The sequence below is a fragment of the Streptomyces sp. NPDC126499 genome (genome assembly GCF_040302485.1).
Taxonomy (GTDB): Bacteria; Actinomycetota; Actinomycetes; order Streptomycetales; family Streptomycetaceae; genus Streptomyces.
This window is the reverse complement of sequence record NZ_JBEOUO010000008.1, coordinates 153,052-175,539: the sequence shown is the minus strand read 5'-3', so window position 1 is coordinate 175,539 and position 22,488 is coordinate 153,052. Positions and strand designations below refer to the sequence as shown.

General features: G+C 74.8%; 21 protein-coding genes and 7 tRNA genes. 17 read left to right on the top strand and 11 right to left on the bottom strand.

Annotated elements, in window-relative coordinates:
• Positions 1-38: 38 nt before the first annotated feature.
• The 5 genes from ABTZ91_RS14320 (at position 39) to ABTZ91_RS14300 (ending at position 8,047) form a co-directional block, all read left to right on the top strand.
• The gene (locus ABTZ91_RS14320; RefSeq protein ID WP_407077956.1) at positions 39-686 is read left to right on the top strand and encodes a GNAT family N-acetyltransferase; all 648 of its coding nucleotides are present in this window, start codon (positions 39-41) and stop codon (positions 684-686) included.
• A 59-nt stretch (positions 687-745) separates the two neighbouring features.
• Entirely contained in the window at positions 746-1,933 is a 1,188-nt protein-coding gene (cbiE, locus tag ABTZ91_RS14315) for a precorrin-6y C5,15-methyltransferase (decarboxylating) subunit CbiE (protein ID WP_352077431.1), read from the top strand.
• A gap of 318 nt (positions 1,934-2,251) precedes the next feature.
• A complete protein-coding gene (gene cobT / locus ABTZ91_RS14310; RefSeq protein ID WP_352077430.1) occupies positions 2,252-5,746 on the top strand; it encodes a nicotinate-nucleotide--dimethylbenzimidazole phosphoribosyltransferase in 3,495 nt (1,164 codons plus the stop codon).
• A gap of 169 nt (positions 5,747-5,915) precedes the next feature.
• Positions 5,916-7,157 carry a uroporphyrinogen-III C-methyltransferase gene (gene cobA, locus ABTZ91_RS14305; RefSeq protein ID WP_352077429.1) on the top strand — a complete coding sequence of 414 codons (1,242 nt, stop codon included), beginning with the start codon at positions 5,916-5,918 and terminating at the stop codon, positions 7,155-7,157.
• Between the two features lie 71 nt (positions 7,158-7,228).
• Complete coding sequence (locus ABTZ91_RS14300; protein ID WP_352077428.1) at positions 7,229-8,047, top strand: RNA methyltransferase; 819 nt, start codon at positions 7,229-7,231, stop codon at positions 8,045-8,047.
• 35 nt (positions 8,048-8,082) lie between these two features.
• Here ABTZ91_RS14300 and ABTZ91_RS14295 read toward each other — a convergent pair whose 3' ends face one another.
• Positions 8,083-9,291, bottom strand: a complete 1,209-nt coding sequence (locus ABTZ91_RS14295) for a serine/threonine-protein kinase (protein WP_352077427.1) — start codon at positions 9,289-9,291, stop codon at positions 8,083-8,085.
• 448 nt (positions 9,292-9,739) lie between these two features.
• Here ABTZ91_RS14295 and ABTZ91_RS14290 point away from each other — a divergent pair, with 448 nt between their 5' ends.
• From ABTZ91_RS14290 to ABTZ91_RS14280, 3 genes are all read left to right on the top strand, one after another.
• Positions 9,740-9,907, top strand: a complete 168-nt coding sequence (locus ABTZ91_RS14290; RefSeq protein ID WP_352077426.1) for a hypothetical protein — start codon at positions 9,740-9,742, stop codon at positions 9,905-9,907.
• Positions 9,908-10,104: 197 nt separating this feature from the next.
• Positions 10,105-11,106: an aminoglycoside phosphotransferase family protein gene (locus tag ABTZ91_RS14285; protein ID WP_352077425.1), complete on the top strand. Its 1,002-nt coding sequence runs from the start codon at positions 10,105-10,107 to the stop codon at positions 11,104-11,106.
• A gap of 39 nt (positions 11,107-11,145) precedes the next feature.
• Positions 11,146-11,415: a zf-TFIIB domain-containing protein gene (locus ABTZ91_RS14280; RefSeq protein ID WP_352077424.1), complete on the top strand. Its 270-nt coding sequence runs from the start codon at positions 11,146-11,148 to the stop codon at positions 11,413-11,415.
• 47 nt (positions 11,416-11,462) lie between these two features.
• On the opposite strand, the gene ABTZ91_RS14275 is transcribed toward ABTZ91_RS14280, so the two are convergent.
• The 5 genes from ABTZ91_RS14275 to ABTZ91_RS14255 form a co-directional block, all read right to left on the bottom strand.
• Positions 11,463-11,537, bottom strand: a tRNA-Val gene (locus ABTZ91_RS14275).
• Between the two features lie 28 nt (positions 11,538-11,565).
• Positions 11,566-11,637: transfer RNA gene (locus ABTZ91_RS14270), tRNA-Val, on the bottom strand.
• A 35-nt stretch (positions 11,638-11,672) separates the two neighbouring features.
• Positions 11,673-11,744: transfer RNA gene (locus ABTZ91_RS14265), tRNA-Val, on the bottom strand.
• 1 nt (position 11,745) lies between these two features.
• Positions 11,746-11,819, bottom strand: a tRNA-Cys gene (locus tag ABTZ91_RS14260).
• Between the two features lie 39 nt (positions 11,820-11,858).
• A tRNA-Gly gene (locus ABTZ91_RS14255) sits at positions 11,859-11,931 on the bottom strand.
• Between the two features lie 278 nt (positions 11,932-12,209).
• On the opposite strand from ABTZ91_RS14255, the gene ABTZ91_RS14250 reads away from it, so the two are divergent.
• From ABTZ91_RS14250 to ABTZ91_RS14240, 3 genes are all read left to right on the top strand, one after another.
• Positions 12,210-13,280, top strand: a complete 1,071-nt coding sequence (locus tag ABTZ91_RS14250; RefSeq protein WP_352077423.1) for a chorismate-binding protein — start codon at positions 12,210-12,212, stop codon at positions 13,278-13,280.
• Entirely contained in the window at positions 13,277-14,107 is an 831-nt protein-coding gene (locus tag ABTZ91_RS14245) for an aminodeoxychorismate lyase (RefSeq protein ID WP_352077422.1), read from the top strand. Before ABTZ91_RS14250 ends, ABTZ91_RS14245 begins: the two co-directional genes overlap by 4 nt.
• A gap of 108 nt (positions 14,108-14,215) precedes the next feature.
• Positions 14,216-15,052, top strand: coding sequence for a GNAT family N-acetyltransferase (locus tag ABTZ91_RS14240; RefSeq protein ID WP_352077421.1), 837 nt, complete (start codon positions 14,216-14,218; stop codon positions 15,050-15,052).
• Between the two features lie 36 nt (positions 15,053-15,088).
• Here ABTZ91_RS14240 and ABTZ91_RS14235 read toward each other — a convergent pair whose 3' ends face one another.
• The gene (locus ABTZ91_RS14235) at positions 15,089-15,604 is read right to left on the bottom strand and encodes a DsbA family protein (protein WP_352077420.1); all 516 of its coding nucleotides are present in this window, start codon (positions 15,602-15,604) and stop codon (positions 15,089-15,091) included.
• Positions 15,605-15,759: 155 nt separating this feature from the next.
• Between ABTZ91_RS14235 and ABTZ91_RS14230 the strand changes: the two genes are divergently transcribed.
• Together ABTZ91_RS14230 and ABTZ91_RS14225 are read left to right on the top strand one after the other, a co-directional pair.
• On the top strand, positions 15,760-16,188 hold the full coding sequence (locus ABTZ91_RS14230; protein WP_352077419.1) for a hypothetical protein: 429 nt from the start codon (positions 15,760-15,762) through the stop codon (positions 16,186-16,188).
• A gap of 122 nt (positions 16,189-16,310) precedes the next feature.
• A complete protein-coding gene (locus ABTZ91_RS14225) occupies positions 16,311-16,499 on the top strand; it encodes a hypothetical protein (RefSeq protein WP_352077418.1) in 189 nt (62 codons plus the stop codon).
• Between the two features lie 19 nt (positions 16,500-16,518).
• Here ABTZ91_RS14225 and ABTZ91_RS14220 read toward each other — a convergent pair whose 3' ends face one another.
• Positions 16,519-17,076, bottom strand: a complete 558-nt coding sequence (locus ABTZ91_RS14220; RefSeq protein WP_352077417.1) for a CGNR zinc finger domain-containing protein — start codon at positions 17,074-17,076, stop codon at positions 16,519-16,521.
• Positions 17,077-17,270: 194 nt separating this feature from the next.
• Entirely contained in the window at positions 17,271-17,684 is a 414-nt protein-coding gene (locus tag ABTZ91_RS14215; RefSeq protein WP_015032345.1) for an SsgA family sporulation/cell division regulator, read from the bottom strand.
• A 189-nt stretch (positions 17,685-17,873) separates the two neighbouring features.
• Here ABTZ91_RS14215 and ABTZ91_RS14210 point away from each other — a divergent pair, with 189 nt between their 5' ends.
• Positions 17,874-18,320, top strand: coding sequence for a TIGR02611 family protein (locus tag ABTZ91_RS14210; protein ID WP_352077416.1), 447 nt, complete (start codon positions 17,874-17,876; stop codon positions 18,318-18,320).
• A 54-nt stretch (positions 18,321-18,374) separates the two neighbouring features.
• A tRNA-Val gene (locus tag ABTZ91_RS14205) sits at positions 18,375-18,449 on the top strand.
• Between the two features lie 64 nt (positions 18,450-18,513).
• Here ABTZ91_RS14205 and ABTZ91_RS14200 read toward each other — a convergent pair.
• The gene (locus ABTZ91_RS14200; RefSeq protein WP_352077415.1) at positions 18,514-21,012 is read right to left on the bottom strand and encodes an SCO7613 C-terminal domain-containing membrane protein; all 2,499 of its coding nucleotides are present in this window, start codon (positions 21,010-21,012) and stop codon (positions 18,514-18,516) included.
• A gap of 82 nt (positions 21,013-21,094) precedes the next feature.
• Here ABTZ91_RS14200 and ABTZ91_RS14195 point away from each other — a divergent pair, with 82 nt between their 5' ends.
• Positions 21,095-21,559 (top strand): SRPBCC family protein, encoded by a 465-nt coding sequence (locus ABTZ91_RS14195; RefSeq protein ID WP_352077414.1) that lies wholly within the window; start codon positions 21,095-21,097, stop codon positions 21,557-21,559.
• Positions 21,560-21,598: 39 nt separating this feature from the next.
• A tRNA-Val gene (locus tag ABTZ91_RS14190) sits at positions 21,599-21,670 on the top strand.
• An 86-nt stretch (positions 21,671-21,756) separates the two neighbouring features.
• Here the strand turns inward: ABTZ91_RS14190 and ABTZ91_RS14185 are convergent.
• Positions 21,757-22,485, bottom strand: a complete 729-nt coding sequence (locus ABTZ91_RS14185; protein ID WP_352077413.1) for a 3'-5' exonuclease — start codon at positions 22,483-22,485, stop codon at positions 21,757-21,759.
• Positions 22,486-22,488 lie beyond the last annotated feature (3 nt).

The following is a 22,488-nucleotide window of genomic DNA, read 5'->3' as shown; positions in this document are numbered from 1 at the left end:
TCCCCATGCTGCATGCTGTGCGTTCACGGTCTTCACGTATGGAGCTGCGCATGACTACGACCTTCCCGTCCATCTCCATCAGCACGGACCGGTTGGTGCTGCGCGCGTACGAAGAGGCCGACATCCCCGCCTTCGTGGAGATGATGAACGACGAACTCGTCGTCGCCTGGACCTCCGTACCGCACCCGTACACCCGTGCGGACGCCGAGACATGGGTCCGCAGGATCGCTCCTGCGGAACGCACCGAAGGCCGCGGCATCGTCTTCGCCGTCACCGAGTTCCTCACCCAGCGCCTCGTCGGCACCGTCCACCTCCACAACACCAACTGGCGCACCCGCGCCACCGAGGTCGCCTACGTGACCGCCCCCTGGGCCCGCGGCGAGGGATACGCCACCGAGTCCGTCCTCGCCGTCGCCCAGTGGCTCTTCGGCGACCGCGGCTTCGAACGGCTCGAACTGCGCACCGCCGCCGACAACACCGCCTCCCAGCAGGTCGCCCAGAAGATCGGCTGCATCAGCGAGGGCGTCCTGCGCAACGCATGGATAGCGCGCAGCCAGACCGAGTCCGGCGAGTGGACCGACATCCGCACCGACCTCATCGTCTGGAGCCTCCTCCCCGAGGACCTCGACGGCGTCGCCGACCAGATGTCCGAGGCCGGCTACTCCACCTACGCCGACTGGAGCTGACCGCCCCGGTAGGCTCGGACCAGCCCCTGACCTGCACGACCTGAGGGAGACAGACACAGATGGCCGACCGGGTCACGGTGATCGGCTGGGACGGCTCACCCCTCACCGCGGCGGCCCGGTCCGCCCTCGCCGCCGCCACCCTCGTGGCCGGCGCCGCGCACCACCTGGCGCTGCCCGAAGTGCCGCCCACCGCCGAACGCGTCCGCCTCGGCAGCGTCGACCTCGCCGCCCGCCGCATCGCCGCCCACCGCGGCACCGCCGTCGTCCTCGCCGACGGCGACCCCGGCTTCTTCGGCGTCGTCCGCACCCTGCGGGCCCCCGAACACGGCCTCGAGGTCGAGGTCGTCCCCGCCGTCTCCTCCGTCGCCGCCGCCTTCGCCCGCGCCGGCATGCCCTGGGACGACGCCCGGATCGTCGTCGCCCACCAGCGCACCCTGCGCCGCGCCGTCAACGTCTGCCGCGCCCACCCCAAGGTCGCCGTCCTCACCTCGCCCGGCGCGGGACCCGCCGAACTCGCCCTCCTCCTCGACGGCGTCCACCGCACCTTCGTCATCTGCGAGGCCCTCGGCACCGAACGCGAACAGGTCAGCGTCCTCACCTCCGACAAGGCCGCCGACCACGCCTGGCGCGACCCCAACGTCGTCCTCGTCATCGGCGGCATCGGCGTCAGCACCGCCGGAGGCTGGCTCATGGGCCACGACACGCCCGCCGTACGCGGCTGGGCCCTGCCCACCGGGGAGACCGGCGGCCGCACCGGCCAGGACGCCACCCTGCGCGCCGCCCAACTCGCCCGCCTCGGCCCCCGGATCGGCGACCTCGTCTGGGACATCGGCTGCGCCGACGGCACCTTCGCCGTCGACGCCGCCCGCTTCGGCGCCGCCGTCATCGCCGTCGACCTCGACCCGGAGGCCTGCGCCCGGACCTCGGCCGCCGCCCGCGGCGCCGGCGTCCAGCTCCAGACCGTCCACGGCCGCGCGCCGCACGTCCTGGAGAGCCTGCCCGAGCCGGACGTCGTCCGCATCGGCGGCGGGGGAGTCCCCGTCGTCACCGCCTGCACCGACCGCAGGCCCGAGCGGATCGTCGCGCACGCCGCCACCCGCGACGAGGCCGAGGCCGTCGGCGCCGCCCTCGCCGAGGGCGGTTACGACGTCGAATGCGCCCTGCTCCAGACCGTCGGCCTCGACCCGGGCGACTGGACCGAGCGCGCCCGCTCCGTCGTCTTCCTCCTGTCCGGCCGCAGGACCTGAGGCCCCACCCGTGATCGCGTTGTCGGCGGGGCGGGGTAGGCTGGCCGATTGTTGTACCGCACCCAGGCGTGAGGCGGTTTGGCCTCCAATGTCCGGAAGTTGTGGCCCCATTGGGCCGCTGATGTGGTACGGAGCAGTGGGGGACGGCGCGACGTGGCGCAGTCCACAGCGCACCGTGGCGGATCCGCCTGCCACGATGGCCCGAGGCCGCGACAATGCATGGGTGTCCGCGTGCCTCGTGCCGCGCGGCGCGCACGCTCGTTCTTGTTGACGGGCAAGGTCTGAAGGAGCACAACCGATGGGCGAGGGGTACGCAGCATGACGGACACCGGCCAGATCCCGGGCGAGGGGCTGCCGGAGAACGCAGGCATGGTCGAGCAGCCGGGCATCCCCGCTCCGGAGGCGTACACCTTCCTGGACCCCTCCGAGAACGCAGCCGAGGACGACGACCTGCTCCTGATGCCGGGCTCGCAGGGTGCCTGGAGCGAGCACCAGCCGGGCGTCCAGCCCGCCCCGCCGGTGGCGGTGCCCGCCCCGGTCGACCCGCTCACCGCCCCCATCGAGCAGGTGACCGGCACCCCGCCGCACGGTGTGCAGGTCCCCCAGCAGGGCACTCCGGCGCACGGCGTGCCCATGGAGCCGGGGTTCGACCACGGTTACGAGCCGGGGGTCCTCGACACCGGTGCCCATGAGGCCGCGGGCCGTGACTCCGGCTCCGTCGACCTGGGCGCGGTCCGCATGCCGGAGGCCGGCGCGCCGACCCCGCCGCCCGCCCGCCGCCCCCTGCACATGGGCCCGCCCGTCCCCGAGGCCGGTGCCGGTGTGGTGCGCTCGCTGGCCGACCGCGGCCCCGCCGCTCCTGCCCCGCAGCCCGCCCCGGTCGCGGCGACGGCGCCCGCCCCGATCCCGGTCCGCACGCCGGGCCCGCCGACCGAGGGCCCGCAGTACTTCGACGTGCCGGCGCAGGACCAGCCGGCCGCGCCCCAGGACCAGCAGACCGCGCCGCAGGGCGCGATGCCGTGGCCGGCGCAGCCCCAGGAGCCCGTCGCCGCCCCCGCGGAAGCCGCCCCCGCAGAAACGGTCGTCCCGCCGGTCGCCCAGTTCGTTCCGGTCGAGGGCTCCGTCCCGACGACCCCGCATCTCGCCCCGACCCCGCAGCCCGAGCCGGAGGCCGTCCCGGTCGCGGAGCAGCCCGCCCCGGCCCCCGCATCCGCCGAGGAGCCGGCCCCGGCCGTCGCCGAGGCACCCGTGGCCGAACAGGCTCCCGCTGAGGCGCCCGTGGCCGAACAGGCTCCCGAGCCCGTCGCCGAGGTCCCCGCCCCGCGCGAGCCGGAGGCGGAGCCGGTGGCGCAGGTCCCGGTCGAGGCCGCCCCCGTGGCGGAGGCCCCGGCCCCGGTTCCCGCCGAGGAGACCCCGGCCGCCGCCCAGGAGGGTCCCGCCGCGGTCGTGGTCGTGGAGGACGCGGCGGCGGAGGCCCCCGCGCCCCAGGAGCCGGTCACTCAGGAGCCGGTGAGCCAGGCCCCGTCGGACGCGGCCCCCGCCGCCGAGCAGGCCACTCCCGAGGCCCCGGCGGCCGAGTCCCCGGCCGCCCAGCAGCCGCTGCCCGAAGCGTCCGCGCCCGAAGCCGCCTCGCCCGAGGCACCCGTGGTTCAGGCGCCCACGGTCGAAGAGCTGCCCGCCGAGGCCCAGCCCGCCGAGGCCCAGCCCGCCGAGGCCCAGCCCGCCGAGGCCCCGGTGGCCGAGGCCCTCCCCGCCGAGGAGCCGCCGGCCGAGGCCCAGTCGGCCGCGGTGGTCGCCCCGGACGCGCAGTCCGCCGAGACGGCTCCCGCCGCGGAGCCCGCCCCCGACGCGCTGCCCGCCGAAACGCTGCCCACCGAGGAGCCGCCGGCCGAGGCTTCGACGGCCGAGGCGACCCCCGCCGAGGCGCAGGTCGCACAGGACACGACCGCCGAGGCGCAGGTCGCCCAGGACCCGACCCCCCAGAACCCGGCCGCCGAGGCGCAGGTCGCCGAGGCGCAGGCCACCCAGGAGCCGGCCCCCGAGACGCGAGAGGCCCAGGATCAGACCGCCGGCGCGTCCCCCGACCGTGCCCCCGGTTACGACGAGGCAGAGCGGGAGGCCGTGCTCCGCGTGATGCGCGAGCGCCGCGACATCCGCAACGGCTTCCGCTCCGACCCCATCCCGCACGAGGTGCTCCTGCGCGTCCTGGAGGCCGCCCACACGGCCCCCTCCGTCGGCCACTCGCAGCCCTGGGACTTCGTCGTCATCCGCTCCGCCGAGACCCGCCGGACGATGCACGAGCTCGCCACGCGCCAGCGCGAGGCGTACGCCAAGTCCCTCCCCAAGGGCCGGGCGAAGCAGTTCAAGGAACTGAAGATCGAGGCCATCCTCGACACCCCGGTCAACATCGTCGTGACCGCCGACCCGACCCGGGGCGGCCGCCACACCCTCGGCCGCTACACGCAGCCGCAGATGGCCCCGTACTCCTCGGCGCTCGCCGTCGAGAACCTGTGGCTCGCCGCCCGCGCCGAGGGCCTCGGCGTCGGCTGGGTCAGCTTCTTCGACGAGCGTGAGATGGTCCGCGCCCTCGGCCTGCCCGAGCACCTCGAAGTGGTCGCGTACCTGTGCGTCGGCTACGTCGACGAGTTCCCGGAGGAGCCGGAGCTGATGCAGGCGGGCTGGTCCAAGCGCCGCCCGCTGTCCTGGGTCGTCCACGAGGAGACGTACGGACGCCGTGCCCTGCCCGGCGAGGAGCCGCACGACCTGCTCCAGGAGACCGTCGCCAACATCCGCCCGCTGGACGCCAAGGCGCTCGGCGAGGCGTGGGAGCGCCAGAAGCGCATGACCAAGCCGTCGGGCGCCCTGGGCATGCTGGAGATCATCTCCGCCCAGCTCTCGGGCCTCTCCCGGATCTGCCCGCCGCCGATCCCGGAGCCGGCCGCCGTGGCGATCTTCGCCGGCGACCACGGGGTGCACGCCCAGGGCGTCACCGCCTGGCCGCAGGAGGTGACCGGCCAGATGGTCGCGAACTTCCTCGGCGGAGGGGCGGTCTGCAACGCCTTCGCGAACCAGGTGGGCGCCGAGGTCTGCGTCATCGACGTGGGCGTCGCCACCGACCTCCCCGCGACGCCGGGCCTGCTGCCGCGCAAGGTCCGCGCGGGCACCGCCGACTTCACGATCACCCAGGCCATGACCCGCGAGGAGGCGGTCGCGGCCGTCGAGGTGGGCATCGAGACCGCCCGCGACCTCGTCGCCGCCGGCAACAAGGCGCTGCTCACGGGTGAGATGGGCATCGCCAACACCACCGCGTCCGCGGCCCTCATCTCCGTCTACACGGGCGTGGACCCGACCGAGGTCACCGGCCGCGGCACGGGCATCAACGACGAGATGCACGCCCGCAAGGTGGACGTGGTCCGCCGCGCCCTCGACCTGCACAAGCCGGACCCGGCGGACCCGATCGGCGTCCTCGCGGCGCTCGGCGGCCTGGAGCACGCGGCGCTGGTCGGCCTGATCCTGGGCGCGGCCTCGCTCCGTACCCCGGTCATCCTCGACGGCGTCTCCACCGGCGCGGCCGCCCTCGTGGCCCGTGCCATCGCCCCCGAGTCGCTGGCCGCCTGCATCGCGGGCCACCGCAGCGCCGAGCCGGGCCATGTCGCCGCCCTCAACAAGCTGGGCCTGCGCCCCCTGGTCGACCTGGACCTGCGCCTCGGCGAGGGCACCGGAGCCCTCCTGGCGCTCCCGGTGGTGCAGAGCGCCGCGCGGGCGATGCACGAGGTCGCCACGTTCGACTCCGCGGGCGTCACGGAGAAGTAGCAGCCACGCGCCCCCACTCCCGCCCACCGGGAGTGGGGGCCGTGCGCGTCCCCCCTCGCACCGACCGACGGCGCTCGGCCCCGGGGGAGATCCGTCACAGCGAGAAACCCGCAGGTCACCGATATCGTTTGGGGCACACACCGCCCCTTTTCAAGGAGCCGCCCGCACCATGGCCGAGCACGCCGTCCCCGCCGAGCACCCCGCCTACCCCGTCGGACTGCGCCTCGCCGGCCGCCGCGTCGTCGTGTTCGGCGGCGGCCAGGTCGCCCAGCGCCGGCTCCCGGCCCTGATCGCGGCAGGCGCGTCGATCACCCTGATCTCGCCGTCCGCCACCCCGTCCGTGGACGCGATGGCCGAGGCCGGCGAGATCACCTGGATCAAGCGCCGCTACGAGGAAGGGGACCTGGCCGACGCCTGGTACGCCCTCGTCGCCACCACCGACCCGGTGGCGAACGCCGCCATCTCCGCCGAGGCCGAGCGGACCCGCACCTGGTGCGTGCGTTCCGACGACGCGGAGGCGGCCACCGCCTGGACCCCGGCCACCGGCCACAGCGAGGGCGTGACCGTCGCCGTCCTCACGGGCCACGACCCGCGCCGCTCGGCGGCCGTCCGGGACGCCGTCGTCGAGAGCCTCCGCGACGGCTCGATCACGGCTCCCTCCCACCGCTCCCGCACCCCGTTCGTCGCGCTCGTCGGCGGCGGCCCGGGCGACCCCGACCTGATCACCGTCCGGGGCCGCCGGCTCCTCGCCGAGGCGGACGTCGTCATCGCGGACCGACTGGGCCCGCGCGACCTGCTGTCGGAGCTCCCTCCGCACGTCGAGGTGATCGACGCGGCGAAGATCCCGTACGGCCGATTCATGGCCCAGGAGGCCATCAACAACGCGCTGATCGAGCACGCCAAGCAGGGCAGGTCGGTCGTCCGCCTCAAGGGCGGCGACCCGTTCGTCTTCGGCCGCGGCATGGAGGAGGCCCAGGCACTGGCCGCCGAGGGCATCGCCTGCACGGTCGTGCCGGGCATCTCCAGCTCGATCTCGGTGCCGGGCGCCGCGGGCATCCCGGTCACGCACCGCGGGGTGGCGCACGAGTTCACGGTGGTCAGCGGCCACGTGGCCCCCGACGACCCGCGGTCCCTGGTGGACTGGGCGTCCCTCGCGAAGCTCACCGGGACCCTCGTGATCCTGATGGGCGTCGACAAGATCGGAAAGATCGCGGAGGCGCTGATCGCCCACGGCAAGTCCCCGGACACGCCCCTGGCCCTGGTCCAGGAGGGCACCACGGCCACCCAGCGCCGCGTCGACGCGACGCTCGCGACGGTCGCCGAGACCGTGAAGGCCCAGGAGGTCCGCCCGCCGGCGGTCATCGTCATCGGCGACGTCGTGAACGAGGGCCCCGACAAGCTGGTGAAGTGACCACGGGCGTCCCGCCCCGCCCTCAGCCCGCACGCATTGGCACCACCCACCGGACAAGGCAGTATCACCCCGTGGCCGAACTCATCACGATCGACGACCCCGACGACCCGCGCCTGCGCGACTACACCGGTCTGACCGACGTCGAACTGCGCCGCCGGCGCGAGCCCGCCGAGGGGCTGTTCATCGCCGAGGGCGAGAAGGTGATCCGCCGCGCGCGGCAGGCGGGGTACGAGATGCGGTCGATGCTGCTGTCGGCCAAGTGGGTCGACGCCATGCGGGACGTGATCGACGAGGTCCCGGCCCCGGTGTACGCGGTGCAGCCGGACCTCGCCGAGCGCGTCACGGGCTATCACGTGCACCGCGGCGCCCTGGCCTCGATGCAGCGCAAGCCGCTGCCGGACGCGACGGAACTGCTCGCCTCGGCCCGCCGCGTCGCGGTCATGGAGTCGGTCAACGACCACACCAACATCGGTGCCATCTTCCGCAGTGCCGCCGCGCTCGGCATGGACGCCGTGCTGCTCTCCCCGGACTGCGCCGATCCGCTCTACCGCCGGTCGGTGAAGGTGTCGATGGGCGCGGTGTTCTCCGTCCCGTACGCGCGCCTGGAAACCTGGCCGCGCGGTCTGGAGACCGTACGGGAGGCGGGCTTCAAGGTGCTCGCGCTGACCCCGGCGGAGCAGGCCACGTCCATCGACGAGGCCGCGCCGCACCGCCTCGACCGGGTCGCGCTGATGCTGGGCGCGGAGGGCGAGGGCCTGTCGACGCAGGCGCTGCGCGCGGCGGACGAGTGGGTGCGCATCCCGATGGCGCACGGGGTGGATTCGCTGAACGTGGGCGCGGCGGCGGCCGTGGCGTTCTACGCGGTCACGAGCGGCCGCCCGCAGCCGTAACCCACCTGCCCGCGCAGCGCCTGCCCCCGCCGCGCCTACCCCTGCAGCGCCTGCGCCGCGGCGATGCCCAGGGCGACGACGAGCGTCACGACGACGAAGACGAAGAGCCGCTGACGCAGCAGCCGAGGGTTGGCGGGCCGGCGCCCGGTGGAGGTGTTGCGCGCCCCGGGCCGCGTGCCGGGGCGGGGCTTCGCGGCCCGCGAGCCCGCTCCCGTACGGGGGGAGGACGGCCGGGACCCGGACGGCCGGGCGCCCGTCGCACGCCCGTGCCCGCCGGTGGGCCGGTCACCCGCACCCCCCTCACCGGTCCGCCCGCCGGACCGCTCCGTGCTGCGTTCGGTGTACCGCTCGGTGGGCCGCAGCGTGCTGCGCTCCTCGACGCGTTCCCGCTGGCCGGGCGCCCGGGGCGCGGCGGGCAGCCCCTGGGCCTCGCGTGCGGCGATCTCCTTGAGCCGCATGGACAGCTGGAGGGTGCTGGGGCGCTCTTCCGGATCCTTGGCGAGGCAGGCCCGGACGAGCGGGGCGAGCGCGTCGGGTACGCCGTGGAGCTGCGGCTCCTCGTGGACGACGCGGTAGAGCATGACCTCCGAGCTGCCGTGGCCGAACGGGGAGTCGCCCATGGCGGCGTACGCCAGGGTGGCCCCGAGCGAGAAGACGTCGGTGGCGGGGGTGACGGCCGCGCCCCGGACCTGTTCGGGGGCGAGGAAGCCGGGCGATCCCACGGCGGTGCCCACGTGGGTCAGGGTGCTGGCGCCGGTGGCCCAGGCGATCCCGAAGTCGATGATCCGCGGGCCCTTGGGGGAGAGCAGGATGTTGGACGGCTTGAGGTCGCGGTGGACGACGCCGGCCTCGTGCACGGCGACGAGCCCTTCGGAGAGGGCGGCGCCGATGGCGGCGACGTCGGCGGCCCGCAGCGGGCCCTCCTCGGCGACGCGGTCGTGCAGGGAGGGTCCGGGCACGTACTGGGTGGCGAACCAGGGGCGCTCGGCCTCCAGGTCGGCGGCGACGAGCCGGGCGGTGCAGCCGCCGCGGATCCGCCGGGCGGCGGAGACCTCGCGGGCGAACCGGGAGCGGAACTCCTGGTCCTCGGCCAGGTCGGGCCGGATCACCTTGAGCGCCACGCGCTGACCGCGCCGGTCGGAGCCCAGGTACACGACTCCCATGCCGCCGGCTCCCAGCCTGCGGTGGAGCCGGAACGACCCGACGATCCGCGGGTCCTCGCGCCGGAGCCGCATCATCGCCATGTCCGTCCCCTCGTCCGTTCGACGTGGCACAGCTTACGTACCGCCGCCCCGGCGTGCTCACAGGCCGCGCCCTCGCGGCCGCTTCGATTGTCAGTGCTGAGGGGCACACTTGAGGCCCGGTCAGCCCGCGCGGCCGTCAACACCCCTTCGTATCAGCGTGGTTGGTCCGAGGCCCTGGCGACACCCCGGGGCCGGGCGGCAAACGTGAGGGACGTCACGCGGCCTCGGGGGACCCTTCCGGGAAGACCCTCATTCCGGGGGAGCCGTCTCCACCCAGGGGAGTACGCCGGGCGGCGGGGCGTCATCCTCCGGGAGGCCCGGAAGTCGGTACGCGGGCATGACGTCCGGGCGGCCGACGCTGCCTAGATTTGAGGTCGAGCGGCGGGTGCAGCACTCGTCCCCCGAGGTCACCGCACCCGCCGCGTCCAGACACGACAGGAGAGGAACCATGGCGTACCCGGCCCCGCGGATGGCCCCCCGCCCCTCCGGCCGCCGTCACCCGCTGGTGGCGACCGCCATGGTCCTCCCTCTCGCGACCCTGCTCGTGGTCGTCTTCGGCGGCTGGGAAGCGGTGGTCACACAGGCGTCGTCCGTGGGCGTGATGCTGGGGCGCTGAGCGGCGCCCCGGACCCGGGAGAGCGGCCCGGGTCGGGGACATCGAGCCTTCAGCCCCGTGGGGACGGGGGTGCGGCGGACGGCAGCGTGCGGCCGGTCAGCTGGGGAGCTGACCGGCCCTCGCGCTTCCCGGTACGGGAGCGGTCGCGCCCGGGCCCGCGCCCGCGGCGCTGCGCGGTCGCCGCGTAGGCTCCCCGCGTGGACGACACCGCGCTCCGGAAGCTGCACGCCCTCGCCCGCGCCGCCGCGCACCCGCTCGACGCGGCTGAGGCGGACGTGGCCGACGTGGCCGGCCGGACGTGCGCCTGTCCCGTCTCCCTTCTCGCGGACCGGGACGACGGCACGGTCGTCCGGCACGGGGGAGTGGTCCTGAAGGCGCACGCGCCGGACAGCGACACGGCACAGCTGCGGGCGCGGGTCGCGCTCGCCGGCCTGCCGGCCCTGGCCGGCGTCCTGCTGCCGCCCGTACCGGGACCGGGGACACTGTCGGACGGGCCTGACGAGCCGGCGGACGGCCGTCCGCTGACGTTCTGGCCCTTCGGGGTGCCGGTCGACCCGGAGGACCCGGACGCGGCTCCCTGGGAGGAGGCCGGGCGGCTGCTGGCCCTGCTGCACCGGACTCCGGTGCCGCCCGGCCTGCCGCCGATGAGAGCGCGGGTCAAGGTGGCGCTGGCCGTGGAGCGGATGCGTCGTACGGCTCCGGACCATCCGGCCGCGGCCACGGTGCTGGCCGCGTGGGCCACCCTTCCGGCCGGGGACACGGGCGGGGGCCGCCCGGCGCTGTGTCACGGCGACTTCCATCTCGGTCAGCTGGTGCGGCCGGGCGGTGGCCCGTGCTGGCGGCTGATCGACGTGGACGACCTGGGGACCGGCGACCCGGCCTGGGACCTGGCCCGTCCCGCGGCGTGGTTCGCGGCCGGGCTGCTGCCGCCGGAGGTCTGGTCGCGCTTCCTCGGCGCGTACGAGGCGGCCGGCGGCCCGGCGACCACAGGCCCCGCGGAGACCGGCGCGGGCCCGGCCGACCCCTGGGTGCGGCTCGACGGGCCGGCCCGTGCCCTGACGGTGCAGACCGCCGCCCTCGCCGTGGCGAAGTCGACCGTGGAGGGGCGGGCGCTGGACGAGGTGGAGGACGTGATGATCGACACGTGTGCCCGAATCGCCTCGGTCCGAACCGAGTTGGCTCCGCAGGCGTCCCCCTAGGGTGAGAGTCCCATCCGAAGGCAGGGAGTTGAGTCCAGCATGCAGTGTCCCAAGTGCCATGCGCCCATGCACACCTACAACCGCAACGGTGTCCAGATCGAGCAGTGCAGCGGCTGCCGCGGCATCTTCCTGGACTACGGCGAGCTGGAGGCGCTGACCCGCCTGGAGGCGCAGTGGGTGCAGCAGGCGCCGCCCGCCCCGCCGGCCTACCCGGCGCAGCCCGCCGCTCCGGCCTGGGGCGCCCCGCACCACGGCGGCCACCACGGCCACCGTCCCCGCGGTTTCGGCCGCATGCTCTTCTCCTCCTGAGCGCACGAAGAAGCCCCCGGCCGCGAGGAGCGGCCGGGGGCTTCGTGTGGTGCGCGATACTGGGATTGAACCAGTGACCTCTTCCGTGTCAGGGAAGCGCTCTCCCGCTGAGCTAATCGCGCGGGTACACCCGAGGGTGCGGGTACTGCGTGCGCGATACTGGGATTGAACCAGTGACCTCTTCCGTGTCAGGGAAGCGCTCTCCCGCTGAGCTAATCGCGCGGGGGATCCGAAGATCCAGGGACCCGAGGGTCCAGTGGACGATACTGGGATTGAACCAGTGACCTCTTCCGTGTCAGGGAAGCGCTCTCCCGCTGAGCTAATCGTCCTTGGAGGTGGAGACGGGATTTGAACCCGTGTAGACGGCTTTGCAGGCCGTTGCCTCGCCTCTCGGCCACTCCACCCGGAGTGAATACGGGGGCTCGGGAAGATCCCCCACATCGAGCGGACGACGAGATTCGAACTCGCGACCCTCACCTTGGCAAGGTGATGCTCTACCAACTGAGCCACGTCCGCTTGTCGTTTCCGTTTCGCTTGCGCGTCCCGGCGACGTGTTGAACTCTAGCGGATTCCTGGGCCAGTACAAAAACGCGTTTCCGCAGCGTGCTGACCTGCGCCCCCTCCGAGGGGTCCGGGAGCGTTCGTACGGCGTTCACTCCACGTGTTCCCCGGGTGGCACCCCGCCGCCTCCCCTGACCCCGCGACCGCGGCCGGTGGCGGCCCGGATCCGGCCAGGATCACGGCCGGGATCACGGCCCCCGCCCGCCCGGCCCGGCGCCCCTAGACTCGCAAGAGTGCACACCCTCGCTCCTCTGGCCCGCTTCGGCGGCCTCCTCGCCACCGACCTCCGGGACGTCACCCATGATCCCGAGGCGCTGGACTCCGCCGGCTTCTGGGCCGTCTGCGCGGACTTCGAGGGCCGCCTCACCTGCGCCCGCTTCGGCGACGTACGGCCCGACCCCGTTCCCGCTCCCGTCCCGGGTGCCTGGCGCGGCCCGGCGGCCGGCGACTGGACGTCCTCCCTCGACCGCGCCGCGTACACCGCGGGCGTGCGCCGGGTGCGCGAGCACATCGCGCGCGGGGAGGTCTACCAGGCCAACCTCTGCCGTGTGCTGTCCGCGCCGCTGCCCGACCCGGCCGGCGCCGACGTCGACGCGCTGACCGCCCTCCTGGCCCGTGGCAACCCCGCCCCGTACGCCGGAACGATCCGCCTGCCCGCGCACGGCGTGGAGATCGCCACCGCCTCTCCCGAGCTCTATCTGCGGCGCACGGGCGGCACGGTCGAGTCCGGCCCGATCAAGGGCACCGGCCGGACCGCCGAGGACCTGCTGGAGAAGGACCACGCCGAGAACGTGATGATCGTGGACCTCGTGCGCAACGACCTGGGCCGCGTCTGCGCCACCGGATCGGTCACCGTGCCCGAGCTCTGCGCCGTCGAAGCGCACCCGGGGCTCGTCCACCTGGTCTCCACCGTCCGCGGCGAGCTCCGCGAGGACGCCGGCTGGGGCGACCTGCTCGCCGCGACCTTCCCGCCCGGCTCCGTGACCGGCGCCCCCAAGTCCAGCGCCCTGCGGATCATCGACGCCCTGGAGACCGCCCCGCGCGGCCCCTACTGCGGCGGCATCGGCTGGGTCGACGCCGACCGGCGCACCGCCGAGCTGGCCGTCGGCATACGCACCTTCTGGATCGACCGCCCCGAGGGCGTGCTGCGCTTCGGGACCGGCGCGGGGATCACCTGGGGCTCCGATCCCGAGCGCGAGTGGGCGGAGACCGAACTGAAGGCCTCCCGCCTGGTCGCGATAGCGTCGGGCGCGTACGAGGCGAGCGGCGCGTACGAGGCGAGCGGAAAGGCCATATCTCGATGAAACTCTGGGTCAACGGCGGACTGCACGACGCCGGGACGGCTCTGGTCTCCGTCCTGGACCACGGTCTGACGGTCGGCGACGGCGTCTTCGAGACGGTCAAGGCCGAGCGTGGCGAAACGTTCGCCCTCACCCTCCACCTGGAGCGGCTCACCCGCTCCGCCCGGGGCCTGGGCCTGCCCGACCCGGATCTCGACGAGGTCCGCCGCGCCTGCGCGGCCGTGCTCGCCGCCAACCCGATGGAGCTCGGCCGGCTCCGCATCACGTACACCGGCGGTCTGTCGCCGCTCGGCTCCGAGCGCGGCGACGCCGGCCCCAGCCTGGTCGTGGCCCTCGGCGAGACCGCCCGGCGCCCCGACTCCACGGCCGTGATCACCGTCCCCTGGACCCGCAACGAGCGCGGCGCGCTCACCGGCCTGAAGACCACCTCGTACGCGGAGAACGTCGTCGCCCTCGCCAGGGCGCGCGAGCAGGGCGCCTCCGAGGCCCTCTTCGCCAACACGGTCGGCTGGCTCTGCGAGGGCACCGGCTCCAACGTCTTCGTGGTGGTCGACGGCAGGATCCTCACCCCGCCCGTCTCCTCCGGCTGCCTGGCGGGCATCACCCGCGCCCTCGCCGTGGAGTGGACCGGCGCGGAAGAGGCCGACCTTCCGCTGGACGTCCTCCGGAGCGCCGACGAGATCTTCCTGACCTCGACCCTGCGCGACATCCAGGCGGTGCACCGGGTGGACGGCCGGGAGCTCGCCCCGGCGCCGGGACCGGTCACGGCCAAGGCCATGCGGATCTTCGACGAGCGGGCGGCCCGGGACCGGGACCCGCGGCTCGGCTGACCGCGCCCCGGCCGTCCGCCCCGCCCCGTCCGCCCCCCGTCCGGCTCTGTCCGGATCCTCGCGGAAACCGGATGACGGACGGGGGCGGCGGTGGGTAGAACACGGGTGATGACCACCACCCTGCGGCCGTCCGAGCCGCTCCAGCAGTCCGCCGGCGGCGGCCGTTCGCGTACGTACGACATCTGCGTGAACAGCCGCCGGGTCGGCTCCGTCCGCCTCGCCACCGACCCCGCCTTCGGCGCCGGCTCGGCCGTCATCGAGGGCCTGCGGGTCGACGAACCGGACCGCGGCCGGGGCCGGGGCACCGTGGCGGCGCTCGCCGCCGAGGAGGTGCTGCGGGACTGGGGCTGCCGGCAGGTCCAGGTGTCCGTGCCCGCGGACGCGGAGGCGGCGCTGCGGATGGTCCGCTCGCTCGGCTACACCGAGCGCAGCCGGAACATGGTGAAGGAGCTGCCGGAGCGTCCCCCCGCCCTGCCGTCCGGCCTGGAGGTCCGCCCGATGAGCGAGGCGGAGTTCGCGGGGTGGGAGGCGCAGGCGAGGGAGACGTTCGCCCAGAGCTGGATCAGCCGGGGCGTGCCGGAGGACCAGGCCCGCGCCAAGGCGGACGCGAGCCACCGGGAGCTGCTGCCGCTGGGCCTCGCCACCCCCGGCACGGCGATCGACCTGGCGGTCGTGGACGGCCGGGTGGTCGGCCGGGTGTGGACGGGCGTCCGCGAGCTGGAGCCGGGGGTGAGCGGCGGCTACGTGTACGACGTCGAGGTCGCCGAGGAGCACCGGGGGAAGGGCTACGGGCGGGCCCTGATGCTGCTCGCCGAGGGCGTCGTCCTCAGAGCCGGGGAGCGCCTGCTCGGACTGCACGTCTTCACGGGCAACACCCCGGCGATCCGCCTGTACGAGTCCCTGGGCTACCGCACGACGCACGTCAACAGCTTCAAGCCGCTGTAGGCCCGGGGCTCGGGAGCCGCTTCCCGGTGCGGCTTCCTAGGCGCCGGCGAGCAGCCGGTCCGCGATCTCCTCGATACGGGCGCGCAGGCCGTCCTGGCTCTGGCCGCCGTCGAGCCGCTCGCCGCCGATGACGTACGTGGGGGTTCCGGTGACCTTGACGGCCTTGCCCTCGGCCTCGTCCGCGTCGACGGTCAACAGATGCCGGCCGTCGATCAGGGCGGTGTCGAACTCCTCGGCGTCCAGGCCCAGTTCGCGGGCCACCTCCAGGAGCACCGGCTCGCCGCGCTCGCCGAGCTCCGCGGTCCTGGCGAGCAGAGCCTCCGTGTACGCCCAGCCCTTGCCCTGCGCGAAGGCCTCCTCGGCGGCCTGGGCGGCGGCGTAGGCGTGCTTGTGCTTGGCCAGCGGGAAGTGGCGCAGCTGGACGTCGAGGCGCTCGCCGTACTTCTCGCGCAGCGCGCGGACGTCGTCGAGGGCCTTGAAGCAGTCGGGGCACTGCAGGTCGAACCAGGCCTCCAGGACGACGGGGGAGGCGGGGGTGGTGGACTCACTCATGGGAAGAGTCTCCCATCCGCGTCCCCGCCCGCGGCCTCCCGCGGTCCCTGGGGGGCGACCCGGAGATCTCCCTGATCCGCTCCGCGGGGCATGGCCGTGCGCGGGCGGGGCGGTGCAGGATGGAAGGGACGTCACAGTCGGACCAGGAGGATCGCATGCTCGCCGAGACGATGTGCTCCGCGGTGGCCGCGGCGGGCCTGGGCATCGCCGCGATCACGGCCTACCGCAGGCGGTTCATGACCGCGGCCAGGATCGCCGCGTACGCGCTGGTGCCGCTGGGTCTGGTGCTGACGGGCGCGGTCGAGTGGCTTGCCCGTACGGCCTTCAGTCCGACCGCCTGGATCGGCTTCGGCCTGCTGGGCGCGGCCTGGCTGCTGTTCTCGTCCACGCGGGTGGTCGAGCGGCGCCGGGCGGGGCGGAAGGAGACGGCCAAGGGAGCGGACCGGCAGGCCGTGGCGCCGGCCGCACGGACGCCGTCCCCCGGGGCCGGCCGGCGCGGGACGGCCGCGAAGCCGCGGGCCGGAGCCGCCGCCGAGGACGACTTCAGCGACATCGAGGCCATTCTGAAGAAGCACGGAATATGACCGCTTCTGCCCCTTCTCGACCTCTTCCCGTTCCGTGCGGCCACGGGATGGGATGAACGACCGCTGAGGCGGGGCGTGTTGCGTGATCTCCGGGGCCTCGGGTGCGCCATCATCCCCCCGAGATGCTGGATACCTCGCGAGACCCCGTTCCCGCTCCCGCCCCGGGCGCCGTTCCCGCCCCGGCCCCTTCCGAGGCCGACGAGCCGCGCGGCTGCCTGTTCGCGCTCTCCCAGCCACCGCTCATGATCTTCCTGGCGGTGATCGGCGGGCTGCTGCTCATGGCCGCCGTCCACGACCTGTTCCTGCTGTGATCCCGTATCCCCGCGCCGGTCAGCCGGCGGCCTCCTTGCGGCGGGCCCGGTACGCGGCGACGTGCAGCCGGTTGCCGCAGGTGCGGCTGTCGCAGTAGCGCCGCGAGCGGTTGCGGGAGAGGTCGACGAACGCCCGGCCGCAGTCCGGGGCCTCGCAGCGCCGCAGCCGTTCCTGCTCGCCCGCGACCACGATGAAGGCGAGCGCCATGCCGCAGTCGGCGGCCAGGTGGTCGGCGACCGAGGCGCCCGGCGCGAAGTAGTGCACGTGCCAGTCGTAGCCGTCGTGGTCGGTGAGCTGAGGCGTCGTGCCCGCGGCGGCGACCAGCTGGTTGATCAGCGTGGCGGCGATCCTGGCGTCGGGGGCGGAGAAGACGGCCGTGAACCGGTCCCGCACCTCCCGCACGGCCCGCAGGTCCTCGGCGCCGAGCTCGCCCACGTCACTGATCTTGTGCGCGTGCACGAAGGACTGCAGAGCCTGAAGGTCCCCGAGCTCGTCGTCGCGGTCGCCCTGGGGGGCGGTGTTCACCAGATCGACGACGGTGTCGAGGGCGATCCGGGTGTCGTGGGGGATCAGCACGATTCGCTCCCTGGCCGGCTGCGGGCGGGCGCCCGCGCAATTGCGCTGACTCTAGCGCGACCCGGAAACGGGCATCGGCGCCCCTCACCGCGCCGGCTGCGCGGTGTGAGGCGCCGAAGGAAGGCGTATGGGGCTGCCCGCGCGGCGCCGTCTCCCCGAGTCGGACGGCGCCGTGCGGCGGCTCTCGGCCTGGCTCAGCTGTCGGCCAGGATGTGGGAGAGCTCCGTGTCGAGGTCGAAGTGCCGGTGCTCGGTGCCAGGCGGCACGGCAGCGTCGGTCCGCTTGAGGAACGACTCCAGGGCCCTCGCCGGGGCCTCGAGCAGGGCTTCGCCCTCGGGGGAACTCAGTGCGATGCAGACGACGCCCTGACCGTGGCTGCGCGACGGCCAGACTCGGACGTCGCCGGTGCCGGTGGGCCGGTGCAGCCCCTCGGCGAGAAGGTCGCGGGCGAAAACCCATTCGACCGTCTCCTCGGCTCCGGTGTGGAAGGTGGCGTGCACGGCATACGGATCGGCCGTGTCATACCGCAGGCCCGCGGGTACAGGCAGTGAGGACTCGCTCGACACAACGAGGCGCAGGTGCAGCTCGCAGCTGACCGTGGTGTTCATAAGCGCCAGGGCCTTTCGCTCAGTGTGCGCTCGGGGATTCGCACGTCGGCGAAATCGACATGCCACCTACGGTGCCGTTGTAAACCCCTCTGTCTGTTTTGTGATCGTTCAGGTAGCTCGTCTGGACGCGTGTGACTTTGGGTAATACCGCCATTCGGGCAGTCGGCGCCGGTCCGGTAAGTTGGGCCCATGCATGCGGAGAGTGACGAGCGCGCCGGACAGTCCGCGGCCGGCGGGGGAAGCGGCGCCGAACAGCCCGAGGAGACCCCGCTGGGCTCACGGGCCCCGGAGTTCATCAAGGCCCGCCGGACCCTGCACCTGAGCTGGCAGGTCGGCGTCTTCATCGTCGGACTCGCCGTGGTTGGCACCGGCATCGTGATGCTGCCCCTGCCCGGCCCCGGCTGGCTGGTGATCTTCGCCGGCATGGCGATCTGGGCCACCGAGTTCGTCTGGGCCCAGCTGGTGCTGCGCTGGACCAAGCGAAAGGTCACCGAGGCCGCCCAGCGCGCCCTCGACCCCAAGGTCCGGCGCCGGAACCTCATCCTCACCACCATCGGCCTGGTGATCACCGCCGTGCTCCTGGGCGTCTACCTGTGGAAGTTCGGCTTCGTCATGCCGTGGAAGATCGACCGCTGATCCGAACGCGGTTCGGGAGCCCCGCTGACATGGGGTAATGTGTGCGGTGCGCCCGGGCGATTAGCTCAGTGGGAGAGCGCTTCGTTCACACCGAAGAGGTCACTGGTTCGAACCCAGTATCGCCCACCACCCGGACCGAGGGCCCGGAGACGACACCGTCTCCGGGCCCTCGGCGTCTGTCCGCCCGGCCGCCTCAGCGCATCCGGCCGAGGCGCTCCCGCAGCCGCCGCGCGTCGCGCAGCCGCTGCTCGTACGTCGCGCCCACCGCGAGCAGCAGCAGACCCGCCAGGGCCGGCGGCAGCCAGCGCGGCAGCGCACCCACCACCTGCACCACGTACGGCGCCAGCTCGTGCAGCCCGTCAAGGGCCAGCACCGTCCCGCCGAGCAGCAGCGGCGCCTGCAGCCGGAACCGCGCGCCCAGCAGCGTCACCACGAGCGCCGCGAGCCCCAGGGCCAGCGGCCGCGCCCAGTGCGGGTCGACCCAGGCCGCCAGCAGGCTCGGCACCAGCGTCGCCGCCAGCCCCGGCCCGTACGCCGTCCAGGACGAGGTCTCCGCGTCGCGGCGCCGCCGCAGCGCACCCACCACCAGGGCCGGGACGGTCACCGGCAGCGTGTACGCCTCCGGCGTCGTCACCTCCCACACCGCGAGCCGCACCCACGTGGCCAGCAGGAACAGCACCGCCGCCACCCACGAGGCCACCGCCCGGCGCTCCGGCCGTACCGCCGTCGCCGCCGCGACCACACCGCCGAGCGCCAGCGCCAGGGCGAGCAGCGCCGGCCGTCCCGCCGTCAGGCCGACGGCGCACAGCCCCACGGCCGCGCCCGCGCCCTCCACCGCCACGGCCACCGGATGCCGCCGCAGCCGCGCACCGACCGCGGCGGTCCCCGCGGGCACGGCGAGCAGCACCAGGCCGCTCACCGCCGCGCCCAGGTGCGCGGCCGCCGCCCCGGCCCCCACGAGACCGGCCGTCGCGAGCACCGCGCCCACGGCCCCGACGAGCCGCCGCCCACCGGTGCCGAGCACCGCCACCGCGCCGAACAGCACGGCCAGCACACCGAGCACCCCGAACGTCGCCGCCCTCGTGTCCAGGGCGAGCGCCACGGCCGCGGTCGCGGACACGAGGCCGCACCCGTACGCCACCCACCCCACGACCCCCTCAGGCGCCACGCGCCGGATCGCGGACCCCCGCGGGCCGGGCGCCCACCCGGGCCACGCCCCTGCCGTCACCGACGCCGCGGCCTCGGTGGCCGAACCCCGGCCGGCCCGCAGGCCCCGGGTCAGCGGCGCCGGACGCACCGCGAGCGCCAGGCCCGCCGCGACCGTCAGGAGCTGGAGCACCGGCGTCACCGCGTACGGCAGGCCCAGGGACACCGGCAGGGCGGTGAGCACCGCCCAGACCAGCACCAGGGCGCCGCAGCGGGCCCACAGGCGCGGCACCACCGCCAGGGCGGCGGCCGCGAGCAGCGGCACCAGCGGGGCGGTCGCCGGATACCCGGCGAGGACCGGCTCCGCGTGCGCGCCCGACCAGACGTCCGTCGTCCGCGCCAGCGGCCCGAGGAGCCCCGCGACCACCGGCGGCAGCGCCCACGCCGCGGCGACCGCCAGCACGCCGCCGCCCGCCGCGGCCAGGCCCTGCCGCATGCCCCGCGACGGCACGAACCGGCCACCGGACGGAGCCGTACCGTCCGCTCCCCGGCCCCACAGCGAAACCGCCGCCACGGCCACCGCGCACAGGGCGTACCCCGGCACCGTCCAGTCGTCCGGCAGCACGGACCGCAGCAGACCGCCCACGGCGGCGACGACCGCCAGACCGGCGACGGCGGTCGAGGCGAGGGCGGAGGGGACGTGACGGGCCGCGAGCAGCAGCAGGACCGCGGCGGTCGCGAGGAGCAGCGGGAGGGCCCGGCCCGGACCGCTGACCGACAGGCCCAGGCCGGTCAGCAGGGCCCAGCCGCCCAGCGCGGCCGCGCCGGTTCCGGCGGTCACCCGCACGGGCGGCGCCCCGGCCCGCAGGACCACCACCAGGTCGAGCACCGCCGTGACCAGGGCCGCCCACGCGAAGGCGAGCACACCGCCGCCTGCGGCCAGCACCCCCAGGGGCAGCGGCAGTTGGGCGGCGACCACGGCCGCCGGCAGCGGGACGCGCAGCCGGGGCAGCACGGAGCCGTACGAGGCCCACGCCCCCGCGAGGACGGCCGAGGCCACCGCCGCGTAGGCCGGCCCGCCCGTGTCCGGCAGCGCCACCCGGTGCAGCGCGTACGCGTCCAGGAGCGTGAGGACCAGACCGAGCGCGGCCACCGCCTCCGCCGTGGACGCGAGGCCCCGGCGCAGCAGCGCAACCGGGGTGAGCAGCGCGCCCGAGGTCACGACCGCCAGCACGGCCGCCCGGCCGCCGATGCCCATCGTGCCCCAGCTCACCAGCGTGAAGACGAGCGCGGCGACGGTCAGCAGCACCCCGCCCAGGGTCAGCAGCACGTTCTGGGTGCTGCGCGGCGTCGCCTCGGGCCGGGGCGGCACCCGCGGCGGCACGGGGAACGGCGCCGGCGCGACCGGCGGCGCGCCCGCCTGCGCGTGCAGCGTCCGCAGCAGCCAGTCCCGGCGGACCAGCAACTGGGCCCGCCGGGCGTCGAGTCGGGCCAGTTCGCGGTCGACGAGCACCAGCTCTTCCGCGGGAGGCAGGGAGGAGTCCATAGGCGGAGTGTGGCGCCGGACACACGGGAAGGGGATGCGCACGCGTACTCAGATCCGCCTCTGAGTAGCCCACACTGGAGCCATGGACTGGTGCCGCTACCGCTTCCGCAGCGTCTGGCGCCTCGCCGCCCCGCCCGACGCGGTCTACGCCGTCCTGGAGCGCGCCGAGGACTACCCGCGGTGGTGGCCCCAGGTCCGCGAGGCCGTGGCCCACGACGACACGACCGGCACCGCCCGCCTCCGCTCCCTCCTCCCGTACGACCTCGTCGTCACCGTCGCGGCCCGCCGCCGCGACCCCGCCGCCGGGGTCCTGGAGAGCGCGCTCCACGGCGACCTGGAGGGCTGGGCCCGCTGGACCCTCACCGCCCTTCCCGGCGGCAGCGGCACCCGCGCCCTCTACGAGCAGGAGGTCGAGGTCCGCAGGCCCCTGATGCGCGCCCTCGCCGTCCCGGGCCGCCCGCTCTTCCGGTTCAACCACGCCCTGATGATGCGCGGCGGACGCCGCGGTCTCGCCGCCCACCTGCGCCGAGGGCGGCGGCCGGTTTGAACCGAGCCCCGTGAGCCCTGTATGGTTCAACCCGTTCCCGGGCGATTAGCTCAGCGGGAGAGCACTTCGTTCACACCGAAGGGGTCACTGGTTCGATCCCAGTATCGCCCACCGGGAGAGGCCGGTCCGTCAGACGACGGACCGGCCTCGGCCGTTTTCGGGCAGGCTCGCGCCGCCCCGCCCGCCGCAGGGGTGGTTCACGCCGCCGTACGCCACTCCGGTCGCAGCGGCCACGCCGGGTCCACCGCCTCCGGGGTGCCCTGCCGCGCGAACCACGCCTGCAGGCCGCGCGCCTGCGCCGCGTGCCAGACGGCCTGCAGCGTGTGCAGTTCGGCCGGTGACAGCCGGTCGAGCCGCGCGGCGAACCGCCGCCCCAGAGCCCGTACGACGTCCAGCGCCGCCTGGGCGTCCGCCGCCGCGTCGTGGGCGCCGTCCAGCACCACCTCGTACTCCTCGCACAGGTCGGTCAGCGTCCGCCGGCCCTTGCGATAGCGGTCCAGGTGCTTGTCCAGGACCCGCGGGTCGAGCACGCACAGCGGGACGTGCTCCAGATAGCGGCCCAGCGAGGAGGCGCGGTGGCGGCGCAGCTCCCGGTCCAGGATCGTCAGGTCGAAGGGCGCGTTCATCACCACCAACGGCCGCCCCGCCGCGCACTGTTCGGCTATCCCCCGGCCCAGCTCCTCCATCACCGGCGACGGCCACCGCCCGTTGCGCTGGAGGTGATCGTCCGTCAGTCCGTGTACGGCGGTGGCCTCCGGCGGCACCGGGACGCCCGGGTTCACCAGCCAGCGCGTCACCCGCGGGCGCATGCCCGTCGCGTCCTGGACGACGAGGGCGGCGGACACGATCCGGTCCTCCTCGACGTCGACTCCCGTGGTCTCCGTGTCGAAAGCGGCCAGGGGCCCCTCGTACCAGTGCGTCGTCATCCC